The organism is Rhizobium binxianense (assembly GCF_028994275.1).
Lineage (GTDB): Bacteria > Pseudomonadota > Alphaproteobacteria > Rhizobiales > Rhizobiaceae > Rhizobium > Rhizobium binxianense.
In genome coordinates, this window is the sequence record NZ_CP118713.1 from 3,676,417 (window position 1) to 3,696,110 (window position 19,694).

The window sequence follows — 19,694 nt, forward strand, 5'->3', positions numbered from 1 at the left end:
AGAGAACACATTATCTTTCAGAGCCTTACGCCCACCTTATTTACGGCACTTCGATTACTTTGTAAATTACAACCAGCTCATTTCACCTAATGGGGCACCAAGTTTACGTTTCTGCCAGTATCATGAGCAAGACGCCCGGCCGGGGTTTCCCTCAGCTACCCCGCGACGAATCTCAGCGCTTTCGAAACGAGCCGACGGTCTCGTTTCGATTGCCTGCGGCAACCAGCGCTTCCGATTAGTCACGTGGCCCCGCGCTTCGGTGACGTCCGCCCGGCGCGCTTTTCTCACGCGCCTTCGTCGCTGCGGGCATCCCCCTTGCGGGGCATGCCCTTCGAAAGAGCCTATGCGCGCCGGGCGGACGTCAACCCCGACCTCCCAACGAACCAACGAAGCCTTTTCACGGCAGTCTTATGCCCGGGCATCGTGCCACAAACCAAGTGCCACTTCCCGGCTCAGGGAACTGGGGTATGGTTCCACTGCTCTGATTAGGTCGGCGGCTGCCCCCACTAAAATGACGCGGTCCGTCGCGCGGGTTAGCGCAGTGTAGATCATTGCCCGATCCATGTTTGCGGTTCGCTGTAGGGACACCACTACGTTTTTGAACTGACTACCCTGCGCCTTGTGTACACTTACGCAGTATGCCAAGGCGAGCTTGTCGATCTCATTCGTCGCGATCCGATGCCGCCCGTCTTCAAAGTCGACGACCACTAGGTCACCCTCAAATGTTGCTACACGGCCCATCGATCCATTCCATAGGTTCCGATCATAGTCATTGACCGTCCAGATACACGGGTCGCCCTCTGCGAAGCCGAGTCTCGCTCGTGCTCCAGTGGCAACACGAGCATTGTGGAAGTAGGCATTTATCGCATCGATCCCGGCGGGGCCCGCGTAGACAGAGCCGAGAACCTGAACCTCTTCGCCCCGCAGGTCGTGAAGAACATCCTCTATGGCATCGATGGCCTTCGGTCCCGCCGCGTGGATGAAGCTGCAGCCGGATTCACCTGATGCGTACGTCGGCAGATTTGGCACTTGCCCATTCCTTACGGCGACCGAGACCTTCGGAATCCCCGATTCCTCTGACGCCCTCAAGATGCGGGTCAGCTCTGTTTTGGGGATCATGTTTTCCCGGACGAGCCGATGAAGCGTCAGACCAAATCCGATCGGCGGAAGCTGCGCTGTGTCGCCAACCAAGAGGCAACGAGCATCCTCAGGCAAGAAGAAGAGGATGCGGTATAACGTTGGCAGGTCGACCATCGACGCCTCGTCAATGATGACGAAGCTATGTCGGCCGAGTTCGATCCGCCCATCAGCTACAACCCGAAGCCACGAGGCAATGGTTTGAGCTGGCTGGCCGGTTGTCTCTGTGATCCTCTTAGCAGCACGCCCCGCCACCGCGAGCTGGTACACCGTCATTCCGAAGTGGCGACCAGCCGCATTGATTGCCTTCAGGGCAGTGGTCTTCCCGACGCCTGCCCCGCCGATAAGGAGGGAGAACGAGCTAAGGATCGCCATTCTAACAGCGTCACCTTGCTCGGAGGTCAGGTTTTCGCTCGGGTCGAAGCGTTGGAGGAACGCCGCCACGTCGGCCGTAGCGATGCCATCGAGGAAGAGGTCGTTCCCTGACGAGCGCTCGACGTGCGCTCTAATCCGATCCTCGATGAAGCGCTCCATATAAGCCGCGCCGGCAGGCTGGTATCCGCCATCCACAATGATCGCAGCCCCGTCTGCAACCGCCGCCTGGACTGCCTGCTCCGCTCGCGCCGGATTGACACCCAGCCGCTTGCCTACCTGCTCAAGCAGGGTCTGACGGCTGCACCAGGTATGTTTCCGATCAATGCGGTCGTAGAGAACGGATTCCACCGCGGCGACCTTGCGGCGCAAGTCCTCAGCAGGAAGGCCAAGGTCAAAGGCAACTCGGTCCACCTGACGCCAAGCGCACACCGAGAGCAGGCGGTAAGGGTTATCCCGGATTTTCGAAAGGGCCTCGTCACCCCAGAAGTCGATCGCCTTGCGTGCGACCTTCGTATCGATCCCTTGTTCGTCGAAGAATACCACGCAGTCAGCCAGCGCGATCTGGTTACGCCAAGCCTCTGTGACGATGGCGGCTTGGTTGCGATCCAATACCTCTGCCAAGCGATCGACGTCGCCATTGCCGAGGATAGCATAGAGATCACTCCCGAAGGCGTCCCAAAGCCGCATTGCGGTCGCTTTCCCCACACCGACAAATTCCGGCCGGGACGCCAGGAATTCCACGATGTGCTTGCCACGCGGGACGGCGTTCAAGGAATCACCCTCCTGCCCGTCACGGTCGAGTGTTCGTATCGAGCTAGCTTGCGGCGCAGCTCGTAGTTTTCACCCCGCAAAGAGGCGAGCTGTTGCTCGAGAATCGTTATCCGCGCCTTGTCACCCGCGTCGCGTCGCGGGATTTCAGAAATGGTTCCTTCAAGGCCGAGTTCATCAACTGCGTCCGTCAGGGCCTTTTCAAATCGCGCGTTTTGATTAAACGTCTCGCGGTTGAACCCGCAGGCGGTGGCCACAGCAGTCTTGTTGACCCGACCGCCGCGACAGGGAAGCTTGAGGCCAGCCGACCGCATCCGCTCGATATAAGCTTCGAGCTTGCCGAAGTTCTCTTCGCTGATTTGCTGGAAGGTATTGAGTGTCACGTCGTTTTCTCGCTGTGACGGCGATCTATCAACGGCAGCTTCGCGTTGAGATCACGTTCAGATATCCCACGACTACGGGCGTTGTAGGTCCAAGTCGCGAAGCGTTCCATAAACAGAGCCTTCTCGGCTTTCAGAACTTTTATTTCAGCGCGAAGGTTCGCGATCGTCCGAAGTGCCGAGGCTAGTTCAGGCGACGTATCCGGGTCTGTCTCTCGCTTGCTACGACGCTGGCTTGATCGCTTCTTGGCCTGCTTGAAGGCTATGCGGATGGATTCGTGTTTGTCGAGCCCTTGCCTTGTAAAGCTTCTCTTGAGCAGGGCTTCCACTCTATCGACAACTTTTTCCCATCTTAACACCCCAGACCAACTGGTCAGCAGAGCGACAATCGTTTCAATTTCTTGCTGGGACAGGCGCGATTTTGCCATGCCTAGTTCTCCCAAATATCCAAATCGTCGCTGTTGAACGTCTTGAGCGATCTTATCTTCGAGCCCGGAAACGAGGTTCCTGTCGCCTCCCGATCACGGAAAGCCATAGCGATTGGATTATCCTGACGGCCAACATCCATATTCACCACGGTTCCATCTACGATCATTGGATCACCGTGAACGGCCAGCATGCGTCGCATCAAATCGATGCTCCGAGCGTGCAAGGTCAACCAACGATCAGCTCCTCTGAAAGATTCGTTTACAGCGGCCTCGGCCTCCAATTGCTGTGACTCCGCGATAGATAGTCGTTTTTCGATTTTATCTCGGTGGCTTGTGTCCCCTTTTATGAACACATTTTCAGAGCAGCCGAGGCAGTCAGCGTAGTTCTGACAGGGGAGGAGTGAGTAGTCATGTACGCAAAATCCGGCGTCCGTTAACAATGCGGAGCCGATCTGAGTCTGAAGGAATTCCTGTTTCGTTACGGGCGAGCGAACTTCCCGCTGTATCTCACCTTCGAAGAGGGGGCCGACCACATTGCCTCCATCCACCGCGTCCCTAATCTGCGTCAGAATCTCCTCGGAGGTAACGTGGTTGTAAGCCTCGTTTTGTGACGGATCGCGACCGCTCCATTTAGCGATATCCAAATCACTGAGGCCTTTCAGTTGTGCGATTGTGTTTAGCCAGTGCCTGAAGGCGTGGGTGTTGACCTGCATTCGATTGCCGTCCGGTTCTTCAAAGCCCCAGCGATCAAACACGTTGGCCTTACCTTCACCGCCGTTTAGCCACAACTGCATCAGGCTGACGGTGCAGGTCTCGATCATGCATTGATACGTCGCGCGGGTGGCGTGGAACTCATTGTATTTGACGAGGATCAGGGAGTTAGAGAAGAGCTGGTCGTCGTAGCCGTTAAAGTAAGGAAACCCGCGGGGCAATAAGCCTAGTATTTCGCGTTCAATGTCGGCGAAATTGACCAAATCCAGCCGGGAATCGGCAGTCGAAGATTTCCGTCGAATGAGAGGACGCTTCTTAACCCAGTTATCGACAGAGTCGCGCGAATTTATCCCGAGGATTTTAGCCAGGTCCATCCGGTGTATCCACTCTAGCTCGCGGAGGTGGGCTACTTCGGCCGGCAGGAAAATCTTCGTTGGATGCTGCTCGTACCACAGCGCCATCTCTCGGCCGGCTCTACCCATGTCGACGAGGGTCCTGATCGCCTCTTGAACGATGGAAACCATCGCCGTTGGCACCCATTTCACCTGCGGAGGATTTCCCTTTCCGGGCCAGACACGTAGTCCATAGGTTTCGATGTCTTCGTCACGTTTCGACTTAGTCGTTCCGTAGACTTCGCAATCCAGTCGCAGCTGCAGGACCTCGTGCACGCGTATCGGCACCGAGATCATGATCGCGCAGACCGAAGACATCAATCGATCGGGAACCGTAATTGCATGACGGAATATGTGCCCGAGAGCCTGAAAGGAGCTTACGCTGGGTAACCTGTTTTCTCGCCACGTCTTTGCCCCTTTGTCTAGCCTCTGGGCTCTTGGCTCGGGACGTTGGATGGGCTGACGCCATTCAAACGGCCCGTTTAAGAACATTCGCTCTCTACAGAACTGGTAAACTTGCTGGATGCAGACCGCCAAACTGTATTGCCTGCTAGCGCCACCGATAGAGCGCACGGCATCAATAGTGTGGTTCAAAACCCCAACGCTGAGATTTTCGATCCTTGGAGTAAATCCCAGCGCTCGAAACGAGTGCTCGATCACACGTAGGGCTTCAAGCCTTACCTTCGTCGAATCCCACGTAACCGGAGCGGTTGAGTGCAAATAACGCACGTAAGCTTTCGCAAACTGCGCGAACGTCTCATCTAACGGTTCCCCGGCGACCACCTTTCCTAAGCGAAGCTTGGCAAAGAATTCGTGAAAGTAGAGGTTGAAGGTCGTACGGTTCTGACCTTTTACGACAAAGCCTTCGCACGCCCAGACTTTTTCATCCCACTTATCGGAATGTATGAGCACATCTGAAAATTTTCTTGCGAGAGAGACGAATGCCTCGACACGCTCATGCGGAAGAGGTTCCGTATCAAGCTGATCCGCTGCCTTAGCCATGAACGTACGCGAGCCCCGATCGTCTTTCTGCACACATCTGAATAACCTGCGCTATCGCGAGAATGGTTCTGTCTCTGATCGAATAGATTTTCGCAGAAAGGCCTTCGTCCAGCATTCGCTCACGTTCGACGAGAAGAACCGCAAGGAGCGCCTCATGGGGACCGTCAATCCACGGCTGGAAATGACGACAGGTGTAGCAAGCATAGGGCACAACGAGGCCGCAGAAACTCATCTGCCCGCAGTTGCCGAGCCTCGCGTCAACATTGTCACGGAGTGATCGATCATAGATGCGGCTGCCTAAATCGTCGCCTCGCTTGGCCTCCCTTTCGTCCTCGACAAGAACGCCCGCAAACGCCTGTGCGACGGGTGCCAATTCAAGGGCGAGGTGCTTATCCAGTCGGGCTACCAGAGCAGGGCTCGCTTCGTAATAAGCTTTGACTGTCTGGGTGTCTGAATGGTCCAACAAGTCGGCAACAGTGAACCTGTCCTTCCCGTCGTCCACGGCCCGCTGCCCCAATGTGATGCGGAACCGACGAGGGTTGGTCTTGAAGCCCATCACCGCGCCAAGAGCGCCGCCGACCAACGACGAGATCGCTTTGGAGTCCAAGTGAAAACCGATTTCGGGTTTTGCTTCAACAGTCATGAACATTGGCCAGTCTTCCCCAGCGAGGCCGTGTTCGGCTCGAATTTGGCGGTTGTGCTCGATAACTCGCTCCAACAGTCCGCCGATCTGCCTGCTGCAGTATCGAACTTTAAACTCGTCTCGAAAGCTCTTGCCTTTCTGTTTCGCCCTCGGAACTCGCAATGCGTACGCGGTTGTCTCCCCCTCTCTCGAGATCAATAGGTCATGTTCTTTAAGTGACGCGATCTGGACGGAGCGTGATCCATACCCCAGCAGAAGCCATACAATGGCGTAGGCATAAAGGCTGATTTCGCCCTCAGCAAACTTATCATTTAGAACCGCTTGTATCTCGATGAGTTCAAGATCGTTGAATGCTCCCGAGTTGGGGTCGCGCGTCCTGATAGACGTTCCCATGGGATTCTTGGGGATAGACATGCTCTCCAAGTAAAGCAGCGCCTCAGCTGAGGTTATTCCATAGCCAAGGGAACTCATCATCCGTAGTAAAATCCGGAGAATGCCCAGCCTCCACATGGTCGCCTTGGACAGCTTGGATGCAAAATGTTGGATGTGGACAATTTCTATAACGTCGAGAGATGAATATTTCTCTTCCGATATCCGCAAGAAAAACCGTAGGCACTGGTTCAGATTAGCCGCGTGGGAAACTGAGTGATTTCTGATGAGCCAAAGGAACACCAGTCTAAGACAGTGGATATTGCGCTCCGGAAGTACTGCCAATTGGTCGAAACGGAGCTTGATTGTTCCAACAATGCTGGGGATAACCCACACGGCTTCGCGAGGATCGATCGTCGCGCCTTCTTTGGTGAGCACGGAACTGGGCAAGCCAGGTAAATCGGGAAACGGCCCGGATGCGACTACCTTCATCTTATTCCGCCTTGTCGGGTAGGGTCAGATTATCTTGTATCTCTCGCACTACCTCGTTTGAGCGCGCTCGAACTGTCCTGGCTAGGTAATGCTTTGCAGAGTCCTTATCGCGCCACCCCATAGAATGTGCTCTCCATGTAACCTCGTCGTCCGGCGAAAAACCCTTCCGATCTGCGGTTTCGGAGAATAGGTCGTTCCAGGTATGACGAAGCACGTGCGGCGTTACATGCGTTAGGCCGCTAACTTTGCGTCGGAGCGAGGCAAAGATTTTGTTCACGTTGTCTAATGACATCGGATCGCCATCTGGGGTGCTGACAATGAGGAAGTCGTGGCGACGTGCATTGGTGTAGGTCCGTCTATGCTCAACAATCCATCTGTGAAGAATGTCGGACAGACGGTCGCCGAGTTCGAGAAGCCTTGCTTCGGTTTTAGTCGAAGGCTTGTTATGGCGAGGATCGTCCGGGTCGTCGGGTCGTCGGTGAATCGTGATGAAAGCTGCTTCCGACCCGAATGAACAATCGGATACTTTCAATCCCAAAAGCTCACCGCGCCGCATCCCAAGCTCGATCAGCAGTCGCACAATTACAAAATTGCGAAAACGAACCTCTTTAATGAACGGATTATCGGGATGGTCGGGCTCGATCACTTCGAGCAACCGCCTCAAAACGGCTTTGGCTAACCCTTCTTTCCCGAAAATTTTCGCGCTCTTCGGAACCACCAAGGCGTCACGGTATCCAGCTAACGTATCCAGAAACTGCTTCCGCATGGCATTGTGGCGATCCCACGCGGGCGTTCCCTGCAGTTCAGACAAGCAGTCCGCGCTTGTGAACGAGAGGTATCGGTGGATGGCCGCGAGGCGGTTACGTCTTTCCCCGGCGCGAACTGATGCGGCCTCTGGTACAGGAAGTGCGACTACGTTCCCAGTTTCAACGTGAAGCTCTGTAAGGATCGCATCAACAAAACGCCCACACAGATTTACAAGATCGAGAATCTCGGAGAGCGTTAAGAATCTCCCGTTAAGAATTCTCTCCTGAACATTGATACCTCTGAGGTCGCTCCAAAGAAACAGATAGACAAGCGAACGAAGATCGTTCGCGAGGGTGTTTGGCTGAACACCCAACGGCCGCCGGCTGGCAACAACCCAAAAAGTGGGCTCCTGCAAAGGCAGACCTGTCTCGGCCTTGACCAGAAAAGGCATCCGCTCGCCGTTCTCGAACGAAGTCCATTCAATGCGGTAAGGATTGACATATTTTGACAAAACGAGACGCTCCGCCCTAGCCAAGAGGCAGGACTAGGGCAAAGCTCTCAATGTGTCAATGCTATCCCGTTGTTTTCACCGGCTGTTTCAGCACTTGGTTGACAAAATGGGGAGGCCTCTTCACTCGAAATCCCAATCCTCGTCCTCGGTCGCAACCGCCTTGCCGATGACATAGGAGGAACCGGAGCCGGAGAAGAAGTCGTGGTTTTCGTCGGCATTCGGCGAAAGCGCAGACAGGATCGCCGGATTGACCTTGCAGGCCTCGGAGGGGAAAAGCGCCTCGTAGCCGAGGTTCATCAGCGCCTTGTTGGCGTTGTAATGCAGGAACTTCTTGACGTCCTCGCTCAGCCCGACGCCGTCATAGAGCGCCTCGGTATATCTCGCCTCATTATCATAGAGCTCGAGCAGCAGGTCGAAGGCGAAATCCTTGATCTCCTGCCGTCTCTCCTCGGAAAGCCGCTCCAGCCCGCGCTGGAACTTGTAGCCGATATAATAGCCGTGCACCGCCTCGTCGCGGATGATCAGCCGGATCATGTCGGCCGTATTGGTGAGCTTGGCGCGGCTCGACCAGTACATGGGCAGGTAGAAGCCGGAATAAAACAGGAAGCTTTCGAGGAAGACGCTGGCGACCTTCTTCTTCAACGGATCACCGGAGCCGTACTGCTCCATGATCAGCGTCGATTTCCGCTGCAGGAATTCATTCTCCTCCGACCAGCGATAGGCATCGTCGACATCGGGTGTCGAGCAGAGCGTCGAAAAGATTGAGGAATAGGAGCGGGCATGCACCGCCTCCATGAAGGAGACGTTGGAAAGCACGGCCTCCTCATGCGGCGTCGCCGCATCCTCCATCAGCCTGACGGAACCGACACCGTTCTGGATCGTATCGAGCAGCGTCAGCCCGGTGAAGACGCGGATGGTCAGCTGCTGCTCGGCCGGCGTCAGCGTCGCCCAGGAGGGAATGTCGTTCGAGAGCGGCACTTTCTCCGGCAGCCAGAAATTGCCAGTGAGCCGGTTCCAGACTTCGAGATCCCTATCGTCCTCGATGCGGTTCCAGTTGACGGCGCGCACCCGGGAGGCGGGTTTGATTTGCATGTTCATAAGGTGGTCCTTCCTGAGAAGTCGGTGTGCGCAGCGCCCTCATCCGCCTGCCGGCACCTTCTACCCGCTGGGAGACTTGCGGCAGCGTCATCGCCTCTCCCCGGCGGGGAGAGGGTTAGGGTGAGGGGCCTCTGGCTCGAAGGCCGAATTCAAATCATAGCGTACAAGACACGCAGCCCTGCACCTCGGTGCCGGACAGCGCCATCTGGCGAAGGCGGATGTAGTAGATCGTCTTGATGCCCTTCTTCCAGGCGTAAATCTGCGCCTTGTTGATATCGCGCGTCGTTGCCGTATCGCGGAAAAACAAGGTCAGCGACAGGCCCTGGTCGACATGCTGGGTCGCCGCCGCATAAGTATCGATGATCTTCTCCGGCCCGATCTCGTAGGCGTCCTGGTAATAATCGAGATTGTCGTTGGTCATGAACGGCGCCGGATAATAGACGCGGCCGATCTTGCCTTCCTTGCGGATCTCGATCTTCGAGACGATCGGATGGATCGAGGAGGTCGAGTGGTTGATGTAGGAGATAGAGCCTGTCGGTGGCACCGCCTGCAGGTTCTGGTTATAGAGGCCGGAGGCCATCACCGCCGTCTTCAACGCCACCCAGTCTTCCTGCGTCGGAACGAGGATTCCGGCATCGTCGAACAGCGCCTGCACCTTTTCGGTCGCAGGCTTCCATTCCTGCTCCGTATATTTGTCGAAATAGTCGCCGGAGGCATATTTCGAATTTTCGAAGCCCTTGAAGCTCTGGCCGCGTTCGACCGCCAAAAGGTTCGAGGCGCGGATCGCGTGATAGGTCACCGTATAGAAATAGATGTTGGTGAAATCGACGCCTTCCCTGGAGCCGTAGAAGATGCGTTCGCGGGCGAGGTAACCGTGCAGGTTCATCTGACCGAGGCCGATCGCATGGCTCTCGTCATTGCCCTTCTCGATCGAGGGAACCGAGGAGATGTGGCTCATGTCGGAAACGGCCGTCAAAGCCCGGATCGAAGTCTCGATCGTCTTGCCGAAATCGGCGGAATCCATCGCCGCGGCGATGTTCAGCGAGCCGAGATTGCAGGAAATGTCCTTGCCGAGATATTTGTAGGAGAGGTCGTCGTTGTATTCGCTCGCCTCGCTGACCTGCAGGATTTCCGAGCAGAGATTGCTCATCGAGATGCGCCCGGCGATCGGGTTCGCCCGATTCACCGTGTCCTCGAACATGATGTAAGGGTAGCCGCTCTCGAACTGGATTTCGGCGATCACCTGGAAGAATTCGCGCGCCTTGATCTTCTTCTTCGAGATGCGGGCGTCCGCGACCATCTCGCGATACTTTTCCGTCACCGAAATCTCGGTGAAAGGCACGCCATAGACGCGTTCCACGTCATAAGGTGAGAACAGGTACATGTCCTCATTATTCCTAGCGAGCTCGAAGGTGATGTCCGGCACGACGACGCCGAGCGACAGCGTCTTGATGCGGATCTTCTCGTCGGCATTTTCGCGCTTGGTATCGAGGAAGCGCATGATGTCGGGGTGGTGGGCGTTGAGATAGACGGCACCCGCCCCCTGGCGCGCGCCGAGCTGGTTGGCATAGGAGAAACTGTCTTCAAGCAGCTTCATCACCGGGATGATGCCCGACGACTGGTTTTCGATCTGCTTGATCGGCGCGCCCGCCTCACGGATGTTGGTCAGCGACAGCGCCACGCCGCCGCCGCGCTTCGACAATTGCAGCGCCGAATTGATCGATCGGCCGATCGATTCCATATTGTCTTCGACCCGCAGCAGAAAGCAGGAGACCAGTTCGCCACGCTGCTTCTTGCCGGCATTGAGGAAGGTCGGCGTCGCCGGCTGGAAACGGCCGGAAATGATCTCGTCCACTAGGTCGCGGGCAAGTGCCTCGTCGCCGCGCGCCAAGGCCAGCGCCACCATGCAGATGCGGTCCTCATATCGCTCGAGATAGCGCTTTCCGTCGAAGGTCTTCAGCGTGTAGCTGGTGTAATATTTGAAAGCGCCGAGGAAGGTCGGGAAACGGAATTTCCTGGCATAGGCCTCGTCGAACAGATCGCGGACGAAATTGAAGGAATACTGGTCGAGAACCTCCTGCTCGTAATAGCCCTCGGTCACGAGGTAATCGAGCTTTTCCCTGAGATTGTGGAAAAACACCGTGTTCTGGTTCACATGCTGCAGGAAATATTGCTTGGCTGCCAAACGATCCTTGTCGAGCTGGATCCGCCCCTCATCGTCATAGAGGTTCAGCATCGCGTTCAGCGCGTGGTAGTCGACCGCATCAGCCGCTTTCAAAGGGCGTTCGCCGGCGGGATGAGCAAAAGTGTTATGCGGTTTTGCGCCCGCATCCCGCGTCAGAGTTGTTCCCGTGTCCAAAACCGTTCCATTCCGTGTTTGACGTTGGCGAGGTCGTCTTCGGTGCCCAGCAGCTCGAACCTGTAGAGGTAAGGTACCTGGCATTTCCGCGAGATCACGTCGCCGGCGAGCCCGTATGTCTCGCCGAAATTGCTGTTGCCCGCGGCAATCACGCCGCGGATGTGTCCTCGGTTTTCCGCATCGTTCAAGAAACGGATCACCTGCTTGGGAACGGCCCCCTTGCCGCCGTCGCCGCTATAGGTCGGCACGATCAGCACGAAGGGTTCGCGGATATGGAACGCGTCTGCGCCGCTTGAGGGAATGCGCGCCGCGCGCAGTCCGAGCTTGGCGACGAACCGATGGGTATTCTCGGACCGGCTGGAATAATAGACGATCAGCCCCATCGCTTTTCCGATCAGGAAAGTGCGCTGATCATGTCGGGACGGAAGCCCGCCCAATGCTGCTCGCCGGCGATGACGACCGGAGCCTGCATGTAGCCAAGGCTGCGGACGCGATCGAGCGCTTCGGCATCCTGCGAGATATCGACGATGTCATAGTCGACGCCCAGCCGGTCGAGGGCGCGGTAGGTGGCGGTGCATTGGACGCAGGCAGGCTTGCTGTAGACGGTAATGGTCATGATATTCCTCGTGACGACGCGATTGGGACGCAGGACATCGATCGGAAATCTCTTGATATCCGTCGAAAAACACTCTGATGTTTTGCAGCTATGCGGCTTGTTCAGCCGCCGGGCGTGATCCGCCCTCTTGGTGCGGGTGGCGGCCTGGACTGAGATACTGACATGACTTCACCCCGAAGTGGCTCAATGCGAAGGTTTCGGGGGCGAAGGTTCGGGCCTGCGAAACGCGATGCGGAGACATCCCCGCAGCCATGCAACGCGACCATCCGGACACCCCGCCCGTGGACGTTTTGTTCGAGGCAGGTCTCCTGGCTCACGGGTCAAAGCACCCTGCCCCAGCCTTCCCGGAGCATCATGCTCCAGTGACCTGAAATCGGACAGTTGCTCACCGCTTACAGTTGCGGGGGCAGCTCCGGCATTGCCGCGCCATGATGGCGAAGCGCACCGACCCGTCTTAGCCGCCGATCCTCACGAATCGACGGAACCTCGAACACTAGATATAGTACCTCAATCCAAATTCGCGTCAACGGATGGTTTTTGCCTTGCGTTACGACAGGTTTGAAATTGCTGCATTCCTGTGAAAAACAGGGATAACCAAAGCTTAAAGAAAGCGGGCTGTGGAGAAAGCCTTGATGAGAGCCGGCTATGGCCGGCGCCAAGATTTCGATTCGAGATCACGCCCGAATCGTCGATGGGACATCCCGCCGGTGACCCGCGATGTTATATCTTTATCCGAAGCAGCCTGAGCGCATTGATCGTCACCAGCACGGTGGCGCCGGTATCGGCGAGGATCGCCGGCCAGAGTCCGGTGATACCGGCGATCGTCGTCACCAGGAACACCGCCTTCAGCCCGAGCGCGATGGTGATATTCTGCAGGATGTTGCGCATCGTGCGTTTGGACAGTTCGATCATCCGCGCCACGTCGCCGACGCGTCCGTGCAGCACTGCGGCATCCGCCGTCTCCAGCGCCACATCGGTGCCGCCGCCCATGGCGATGCCGATATCGGCAGCCGCCAGCGCCGGCGCGTCGTTGATGCCGTCGCCGACCTTGGCGACGACAAAGCCCTCGCGCTTCAATTCGCCGACGACCCGCTGCTTGTCCTCCGGCATCATCTCGCCGCGCCAGTCGATGCCGAGCATGACGGCGACGGCCGCCGCCGTCCGCTTGTTGTCGCCCGTCAGCATCATCGCCTTGACGCCGGCCGATTTGAGCGTGGAAAGCCCCGCCTGCGCATCCTCGCGCGGCTCGTCGCGCATGGCGATCAGGCCGGCCGTGGCACCGTTGACGAGCAGCACCGATACGCTCTTGCCCTCGTCGTTCAACGTCGTGATGCGTGCATCCTGTTCGACGCTGAGCACCCCGCGCTCGCGGCCGGCCGGCGGTGACAACAGGTCCAGCGTCTCGCCGCCGACCTTGCCGCTGACACCCTTGCCCGGCAGCGCTTCCAGCTCGAAGGCCGGCGGCACGGGAACGCCGTCGGCCTTGGCACGGTTGAGGATCGCCAACGCCAAGGGATGGCTGGAACCCTGCTCCAGCACCGCCGCCCGTGACAGCAGCTGCGCCTCGCTCAGGCCAAAGGAAATGATGTCAGTCACCTGAGGCTTGCCTTCCGTCAGCGTGCCGGTCTTGTCGAAGGCGACCATCGTCACCTTGCCGAGCGTTTCCAGCACCGCTCCGCCCTTCATCAGCAGCCCGCGCTGGGCACCTGCCGAAAGCGACGCGGCGATCGCCGCCGGCGTCGAAATGACAAGCGCGCAGGGGCAGCCGATCAAAAGGATGGCAAGGCCCTTATAGACCCATTCATTCCAGAAGCCGCCGAGCAACAGCGGCGGAGCGACCGCAACGAGTGCGGCGACCACCACCACGCCGGGCGTGTAATAGCGCGAGAAGCGATCGATGAAACGTTCCGTCGGCGCCTTGGATTCCTGCGCCTCCTCCACCAGCTTGACGACACGGGCAATGGTATTATCGGCAGCGGCCGCCGTGACGCGAACCCTGAGTACCGCATCGCCATTCACCGTGCCGGCAAAAACGACGGCATCGACACCCTTGCGCACCGGCGTGCTTTCGCCGGTCACCGGCGCCTCGTCGATCGCGCTCTCGCCCGAGACGATGATGCCGTCCGCCGAGATCCGGTCGCCCGGACGCACCATGATGATGGCGCCGACGGCGAGGCTTTCCGCCGGCACGTCGCGCGTCTGGCCATTGTCTTCGAGCAATGCGTTCTTCGGCACCAGGGCCGTCAGCGACTGGATGCTTTCGCGCGCCTTGCCCGCCGCCACGCCCTCCAGCAGCTCGCCGACGAGGAACAGGAACACGACGGTTGCCGCTTCCTCGCCGGCATTGATGATGACGGCGCCGACGGCGGCGATCGTCATCAGCATCTCGATTGAAAACGGCGTTCCCGAGAAGGCAGCCATGACCGCGCGCCGCGCGATCGGCACCAGGCCGACCAGCATGGCGATGATGAAGGCGTAGGAGGCGATCGCAGGCACCAGATGGCCGATGGCATAGGCGGCAATCAGCGCCGCACCTGAAAGGATGGTCAGTCTGCCCTTCTTGCTCTGCCACCAGGGACCGGCCATCAGCGCATGGTCGTGCCCATGCAGACCTTCGATTTCCTTCCCGCCGCGGGCATGGCCATGATCATGGCCCGCATGATCGTGATTATGACCTTCGTGATCGTGATGGTCATGGCCCGCGTGATCGCCGTGGTCGTGATGATCGTGCGCGCCACGGTCATGCGCGGGTGCTGCGTTTCCGGCAAAGGGCGAGACCGAATAACCGAGCCCCGTCACCTTCTTCTCGATCGCCTTGAGGTCGCTGCTGCCGTCATGCCGGACGGTCATCGTGCCTGCCATCACCGAGACGGAAACATCGGCGACACCGGCAACGCGTCTGACCGCGGTATCGATCTTGGTCGCACAGGAGGCGCAATCCATGCCGCCGACCCGGTATCGTGTCTCGCTCGTCTCAACCATCATCCGCTTCCTTGTCAAACAGAAGCATCCCTCCTACATCCTCTAGCGACTAGAGGTGCAAGAGAGAAATCATGAAAAAGATCACGATCGGTGAAGCTGCGCGCCGGAGCGGCGTCAAGGTGCCGACGGTGCGTTACTATGAAAGCATCGGCCTGCTCGCGGCCCCGAGCCGCAGCGAAGGCAACCAGCGCTCCTTCGAGCCCACCGATATCAACCGCCTCGCCTTCATCCGCCATGCCCGTGAACTCGGCTTCGAGATCGAGGCGATCCGCACGCTGCTCACCCTGCAGGACGATCCGCACCAATCCTGCGCCTCGGCCGACGCCATCGCCAAGGCCCGCCTCATCGAGGTCGAGCAGCGCATCCGCAGCCTGATGGCGCTGAAGGCCGAGCTCGAAACCATGGTGGAAGGCTGCGGCCACGGCCGCGTCGACCAATGCCGCGTCATCGAGGTGCTCGCCGATCACGGCCAGTGCACGCATCCGCACCACTGATCCCTGCCCTTGCAGGCAATCCCAGCCCGCGCCAAAACTGCATGCAGACAGAATCGGGCGAGATATCAATGAACCAGAAGCAGATTGCCATCATTGGCGGCGGCCCGGCGGGCCTTGCGGCCGCCGAACTGCTCTCGCTCTCCGGTCATGCGGTGACGGTCTACGACGCCATGCCGACCCTCGCCCGCAAATTCCTGCTGGCCGGCAAGTCGGGTCTCAATATCACCCATTCCGAGGATTATGCCCGCTTCACCACACGCTTCGGCACCTCCGCCGCCCCTCTGCGCCCCGCGCTCGATGCCTTTACCCCTGACGATATCAGGGATTGGGCCACGGGCCTCGGGACCGAGACCTTCGTCGGCTCGTCCGGCCGGGTCTTTCCGACGGTGATGAAGGCGTCTCCCTTGCTGCGCGCCTGGCTCAGGCGATTGGAGGCGCAGGGCGCCACGCTGCGCACTCGCCATCGCTGGATCGGTTTTGCCGACGAGGGTTACACTTTCGAAACGCCCGAAGGGCGCAGCATCGTCTATTGCGACGCAGCCCTGCTGGCGCTCGGCGGCGCAAGCTGGCCGCGCCTCGGCTCCGATGCAAGCTGGCTGCCCTGGCTCTCGGAGAGGGGCGTGGAGATCGATGCCTTCCAGCCCGCCAATTGCGGCTTCGTCGTCGACTGGAGTCAAAACTTCAGCGATCGTTTCGCCGGCGAGCCGGTGAAGTCGGTCACCGCCACATCGGAAACCGGCACCTTTCCCGGCGAATTCGTCATCACTGCAAGCGGCATCGAGGGCAGCCTGGTCTATGCCCATGCGGCGAGCCTCCGCGACCAACTGCTGAACCGTGGCTGCGCTGTCCTGACGCTCGACCTCGCCCCGGGCCGAACGATCGAAAGGCTGACCCACGACCTCAAGCGGCAGGACGCCAAATCGAGCTTTTCAAACCGCCTGCGCAAGGGAGCCGGCCTCGACGGCGTCAAGGCGGCGTTGCTGCGCGAACACGCTCCCGAGCGCGACCGGACCGATCCGGAACGTCTTGCCGGCATGATCAAGGCCCTGCCGGTGCCGGTGATCGAAACCCGGCCGATCGCCGAGGCGATCTCGTCGGCGGGTGGCATCCGCTGGAGCGGCGTCAACGAAGACTACATGTTGAAGGCACTGCCGGGCACTTTCGCCGCCGGCGAGATGCTCGACTGGGAAGCGCCGACAGGCGGCTATCTCCTCACCGCCTGCCTGGCGACCGGCCGGGCGGCCGCGCGCGGCATCGAGGCCTGGTTGCGGCGCTAGGTTCGGTGGTCGCAGCGCTTGGACAAGCTTGCTGCTCAATCGGCCGCCAGCGCCGGCCGATTGCCAACCAGCCGCTTTTCCATCAGACTATGCTGACGTTCGGTGGGAGGAGCCGATGCACGAACACTCAGCACACGCCGAGCACGTCTACACGTCTGCCCAGCGCGATTCCGCCGCAGCCAGTTCCCCGGTTGTTGCCTCATGGCGGCGATGCATGACCATGCATCAGCTCGCCCCCGAGGACGCACGGGCGCCGTTGCGCCTTACCGACCAGGAATTCCAGAGCGCGCGCGAGCAGTCCGAGCAGCTGATCGCCAGCGCGACGGAAGAGCTCGACCGTCTCTTTACGACAGTGGGCAAAGCCGGCTGCTGCCTGCTTCTAACCGACAAGAACGGCATTGCCCTGGAGCGCCGTGGGGCTGCCGGCGACGACAAGGAATTCCGCGAACTCGGCCTCTGGACCGGCTCGGTCTGGACCGAGGCGAGCATCGGCACCAATGGCATCGGCACCGCCCTTGCCGACGAGCGCGCCGTCGCCATCTTCCGCGATCAGCATTTCTTCTGCACAAATACCAGCCTCAGCTGCACGACGGCGCCGATCCGCGATCATTGTGGCCGGCTGGCCGCGGCTCTCGATATTTCCACCTGCCGCGACGACGTCAACGAGATGACGCTGGCGATCCTGACGCAGACCGTGCGGGATGCGGCGATGCGCATTGAGCTCAACCTCTTCCGCTCGGCCTTTACGGGCGCCCGCTTCCTGATGGTCCCGGCCGGCGCCAATTCCGCCGCCGCCCTGCTTGCCGTCGACAGGCACGATCTGGTGCTCGGGGCGACGCGCGCCGCCCGCATCGCGCTGCAGTTGGACGACAAGCGCATCGCCGCCGGCATTCCGGCCGCCGATGCCCTGCATGAGGCCGGCGTTTCCCAGCAGGACGAGATCGTCGAGGCGGAAAAGGCGGCGCTGCTGCGGGCTCTGTCGCGTGCCGGCGGCAATGTTTCGCAGGCAGCCATAGCACTCGGCATCAGCCGCGCCACGCTGCACCGGAAGATGAAGAAGCTCGATCTCCACTGATCGGGCTGAAGGTTCCGCTGCTGCGGCAATCGTGAGCCCCTCCTGTCGCAGGTCTGCGACAGTGTGCGCTGCGGTATTGATCCCCCACCCTGTTCCCTTCGACAAAACACGCACATTTTCCTCCCACTGGTTCGTTTGGGAACCTGGATCATCATGGGAGGATGACATGCTTCATCAGAAAATCGTCGAGTCGCCATTCAAGCTGAAATACGGCAACTATATCGGCGGCGAATGGCGCGAGCCGGTCGAGGGCAAATATTTCGAAAACCTGACACCCGTCACCGGCGGCAAGCTCTGCGACATTCCCCGCTCCAATGAAAAGGACATCAATCTTGCCCTCGACGCCGCCCATGCGGCTAAGGAAAAATGGGGCCGCACCTCCGCCGCCGAGCGCTCCAACATCCTCATGAAGATTGCCCAGCGCATGGAGGACAAGCTGGAATTGCTCGCCCAGGCCGAGACCTGGGACAACGGCAAGCCGATCCGCGAAACCATGGCCGCCGACATTCCGCTGGCGATCGACCACTTCCGCTACTTCGCCTCCTGCATCCGCGCCCAGGAAGGTTCGATCGGCGAGATCGACCACGATACCGTCGCCTATCACTTCCATGAGCCGCTCGGCGTCGTCGGTCAGATCATCCCGTGGAACTTCCCGATCCTGATGGCCACCTGGAAGCTGGCGCCGGCACTCGCCGCCGGCAACTGCGTCGTACTGAAGCCCGCGGAGCAGACACCCGCCTCGATCCTGCTGTGGGCCGAACTTGTCGGCGATCTCCTGCCGCCGGGCGTGCTCAACATCGTCAACGGCTTCGGCCTCGAAGCCGGCAAACCGCTGGCGACCAGCCCCCGCATCGCCAAGATCGCCTTCACCGGCGAAACGACGACCGGCCGGCTGATCATGCAATATGCCAGCCAGAACCTCATTCCGGTGACGCTGGAGCTCGGCGGCAAATCGCCGAACATCTTCTTCGCCGATGTGATGGCCGAAGACGACGATTTCCTCGACAAGGCGCTCGAAGGCTTTGCGATGTTTGCCCTCAACCAGGGCGAAGTCTGCACCTGCCCGAGCCGCGCCCTCGTCCAGGAATCGATCTATGACCGCTTCATGGAAAAGGCCGTCAAACGCGTCGAGGCGATCAAGCAGGGCAACCCGCTCGACAGCGCGACGATGATCGGCGCCCAGGCCTCGTCGGAGCAGCTGGAAAAGATCCTCGCCTATCTCGACATCGGCAAGCAGGAAGGCGCCGAGGTGCTGACCGGCGGCGCGCGCAACGATCTCGGCGGCGAACTGGCGAACGGCTACTACGTCAAGCCGACGATCTTCAAGGGCCACAACAAGATGCGTGTGTTCCAGGAGGAGATCTTCGGACCGGTGGTTTCGGTCACGACCTTCAAGAACGAGAAGGAAGCGCTCGAAATCGCCAATGACACGCTCTACGGCCTCGGCGCCGGTGTCTGGAGCCGCGACGCCAATCGTTGCTACCGTTTCGGCCGCGAGATCCAGGCCGGCCGCGTCTGGACCAACTGCTACCACGCCTACCCGGCTCATGCCGCCTTCGGCGGCTACAAGCAGTCCGGCATCGGCCGTGAAACCCACAAGATGATGCTCGAGCATTACCAGCAGACCAAGAATATGCTGGTGAGCTACAGCCCGAAAGCACTCGGCTTCTTCTGAGAGCAGCCAATGGTGATATGATGAAAGCCTTCTCCCCGACACGGGGAGAAGGCCTTATCTTTAGAGCACCACGCATTCCGTAGGACGCTCTAACACATTGAATTTGCCTACAATCTTTCCGAAAATCGATCCGATTTTCGGGGTTATGCGCTGGAGGAGACAG

The 19,694-nt window shown here is 59.2% G+C and carries 15 protein-coding genes and 1 riboswitch; of the genes, 4 read left to right on the forward strand and 11 right to left on the reverse strand.

The genetic code is table 11. The features are described 5' to 3' along the window. Positions 1–408: 408 nt before the first annotated feature. From PO860_RS18025 to PO860_RS18075, 11 genes are all read right to left on the reverse strand, one after another. Positions 409–2,283 carry an ATP-dependent DNA helicase gene (locus PO860_RS18025; protein ID WP_275037926.1) on the reverse strand — a complete coding sequence of 625 codons (1,875 nt, stop codon included), beginning with the start codon at positions 2,281–2,283 and terminating at the stop codon, positions 409–411. Beyond that, entirely contained in the window at positions 2,280–2,663 is a 384-nt protein-coding gene (locus PO860_RS18030; protein ID WP_275037927.1) for a hypothetical protein, read from the reverse strand. Before PO860_RS18030 ends, PO860_RS18025 begins: the two co-directional genes overlap by 4 nt. Then, positions 2,660–3,088: a hypothetical protein gene (locus tag PO860_RS18035; protein ID WP_275037928.1), complete on the reverse strand. Its 429-nt coding sequence runs from the start codon at positions 3,086–3,088 to the stop codon at positions 2,660–2,662. Before PO860_RS18035 ends, PO860_RS18030 begins: the two co-directional genes overlap by 4 nt. Before the next feature lie 2 nt (positions 3,089–3,090). Then, complete coding sequence (locus PO860_RS18040) at positions 3,091–5,193, reverse strand: hypothetical protein (protein ID WP_275037929.1); 2,103 nt, start codon at positions 5,191–5,193, stop codon at positions 3,091–3,093. Beyond that, the gene (locus PO860_RS18045) at positions 5,186–6,697 is read right to left on the reverse strand and encodes a site-specific integrase (protein WP_275037930.1); all 1,512 of its coding nucleotides are present in this window, start codon (positions 6,695–6,697) and stop codon (positions 5,186–5,188) included. Before PO860_RS18045 ends, PO860_RS18040 begins: the two co-directional genes overlap by 8 nt. Position 6,698: 1 nt before the next feature. After that, positions 6,699–7,955, reverse strand: coding sequence for a tyrosine-type recombinase/integrase (locus PO860_RS18050; RefSeq protein ID WP_275037931.1), 1,257 nt, complete (start codon positions 7,953–7,955; stop codon positions 6,699–6,701). A gap of 120 nt (positions 7,956–8,075) precedes the next feature. After that, positions 8,076–9,053, reverse strand: coding sequence for a class 1b ribonucleoside-diphosphate reductase subunit beta (gene nrdF, locus PO860_RS18055; RefSeq protein WP_275037932.1), 978 nt, complete (start codon positions 9,051–9,053; stop codon positions 8,076–8,078). A gap of 154 nt (positions 9,054–9,207) precedes the next feature. Beyond that, positions 9,208–11,412: a class 1b ribonucleoside-diphosphate reductase subunit alpha gene (nrdE, locus tag PO860_RS18060; protein ID WP_275037933.1), complete on the reverse strand. Its 2,205-nt coding sequence runs from the start codon at positions 11,410–11,412 to the stop codon at positions 9,208–9,210. Next, complete coding sequence (nrdI, locus tag PO860_RS18065; protein WP_183610626.1) at positions 11,391–11,795, reverse strand: class Ib ribonucleoside-diphosphate reductase assembly flavoprotein NrdI; 405 nt, start codon at positions 11,793–11,795, stop codon at positions 11,391–11,393. Before nrdI ends, nrdE begins: the two co-directional genes overlap by 22 nt. Positions 11,796–11,806: 11 nt before the next feature. After that, positions 11,807–12,028, reverse strand: coding sequence for a glutaredoxin-like protein NrdH (nrdH, locus tag PO860_RS18070; protein WP_018243700.1), 222 nt, complete (start codon positions 12,026–12,028; stop codon positions 11,807–11,809). Between the two features lie 281 nt (positions 12,029–12,309). Next, positions 12,310–12,532, reverse strand: a riboswitch (cobalamin riboswitch). A gap of 216 nt (positions 12,533–12,748) precedes the next feature. Continuing rightward, complete coding sequence (locus PO860_RS18075; protein WP_275038338.1) at positions 12,749–15,010, reverse strand: heavy metal translocating P-type ATPase; 2,262 nt, start codon at positions 15,008–15,010, stop codon at positions 12,749–12,751. Positions 15,011–15,081: 71 nt separating this feature from the next. Here PO860_RS18075 and PO860_RS18080 point away from each other — a divergent pair, with 71 nt between their 5' ends. The 4 genes from PO860_RS18080 to adh all read left to right on the forward strand — a co-directional run bounded on the left by PO860_RS18080 (position 15,082) and on the right by adh (position 19,531). Next, positions 15,082–15,504: a MerR family transcriptional regulator gene (locus PO860_RS18080; RefSeq protein WP_183610624.1), complete on the forward strand. Its 423-nt coding sequence runs from the start codon at positions 15,082–15,084 to the stop codon at positions 15,502–15,504. Positions 15,505–15,572: 68 nt separating this feature from the next. After that, the gene (locus tag PO860_RS18085) at positions 15,573–16,781 is read left to right on the forward strand and encodes a TIGR03862 family flavoprotein (protein ID WP_275037934.1); all 1,209 of its coding nucleotides are present in this window, start codon (positions 15,573–15,575) and stop codon (positions 16,779–16,781) included. A 115-nt stretch (positions 16,782–16,896) separates the two neighbouring features. Then, entirely contained in the window at positions 16,897–17,856 is a 960-nt protein-coding gene (locus PO860_RS18090) for a helix-turn-helix domain-containing protein (RefSeq protein WP_183610622.1), read from the forward strand. 166 nt (positions 17,857–18,022) lie between these two features. Further along, positions 18,023–19,531, forward strand: a complete 1,509-nt coding sequence (gene adh, locus PO860_RS18095) for an aldehyde dehydrogenase (RefSeq protein ID WP_183610621.1) — start codon at positions 18,023–18,025, stop codon at positions 19,529–19,531. Positions 19,532–19,694 lie beyond the last annotated feature (163 nt).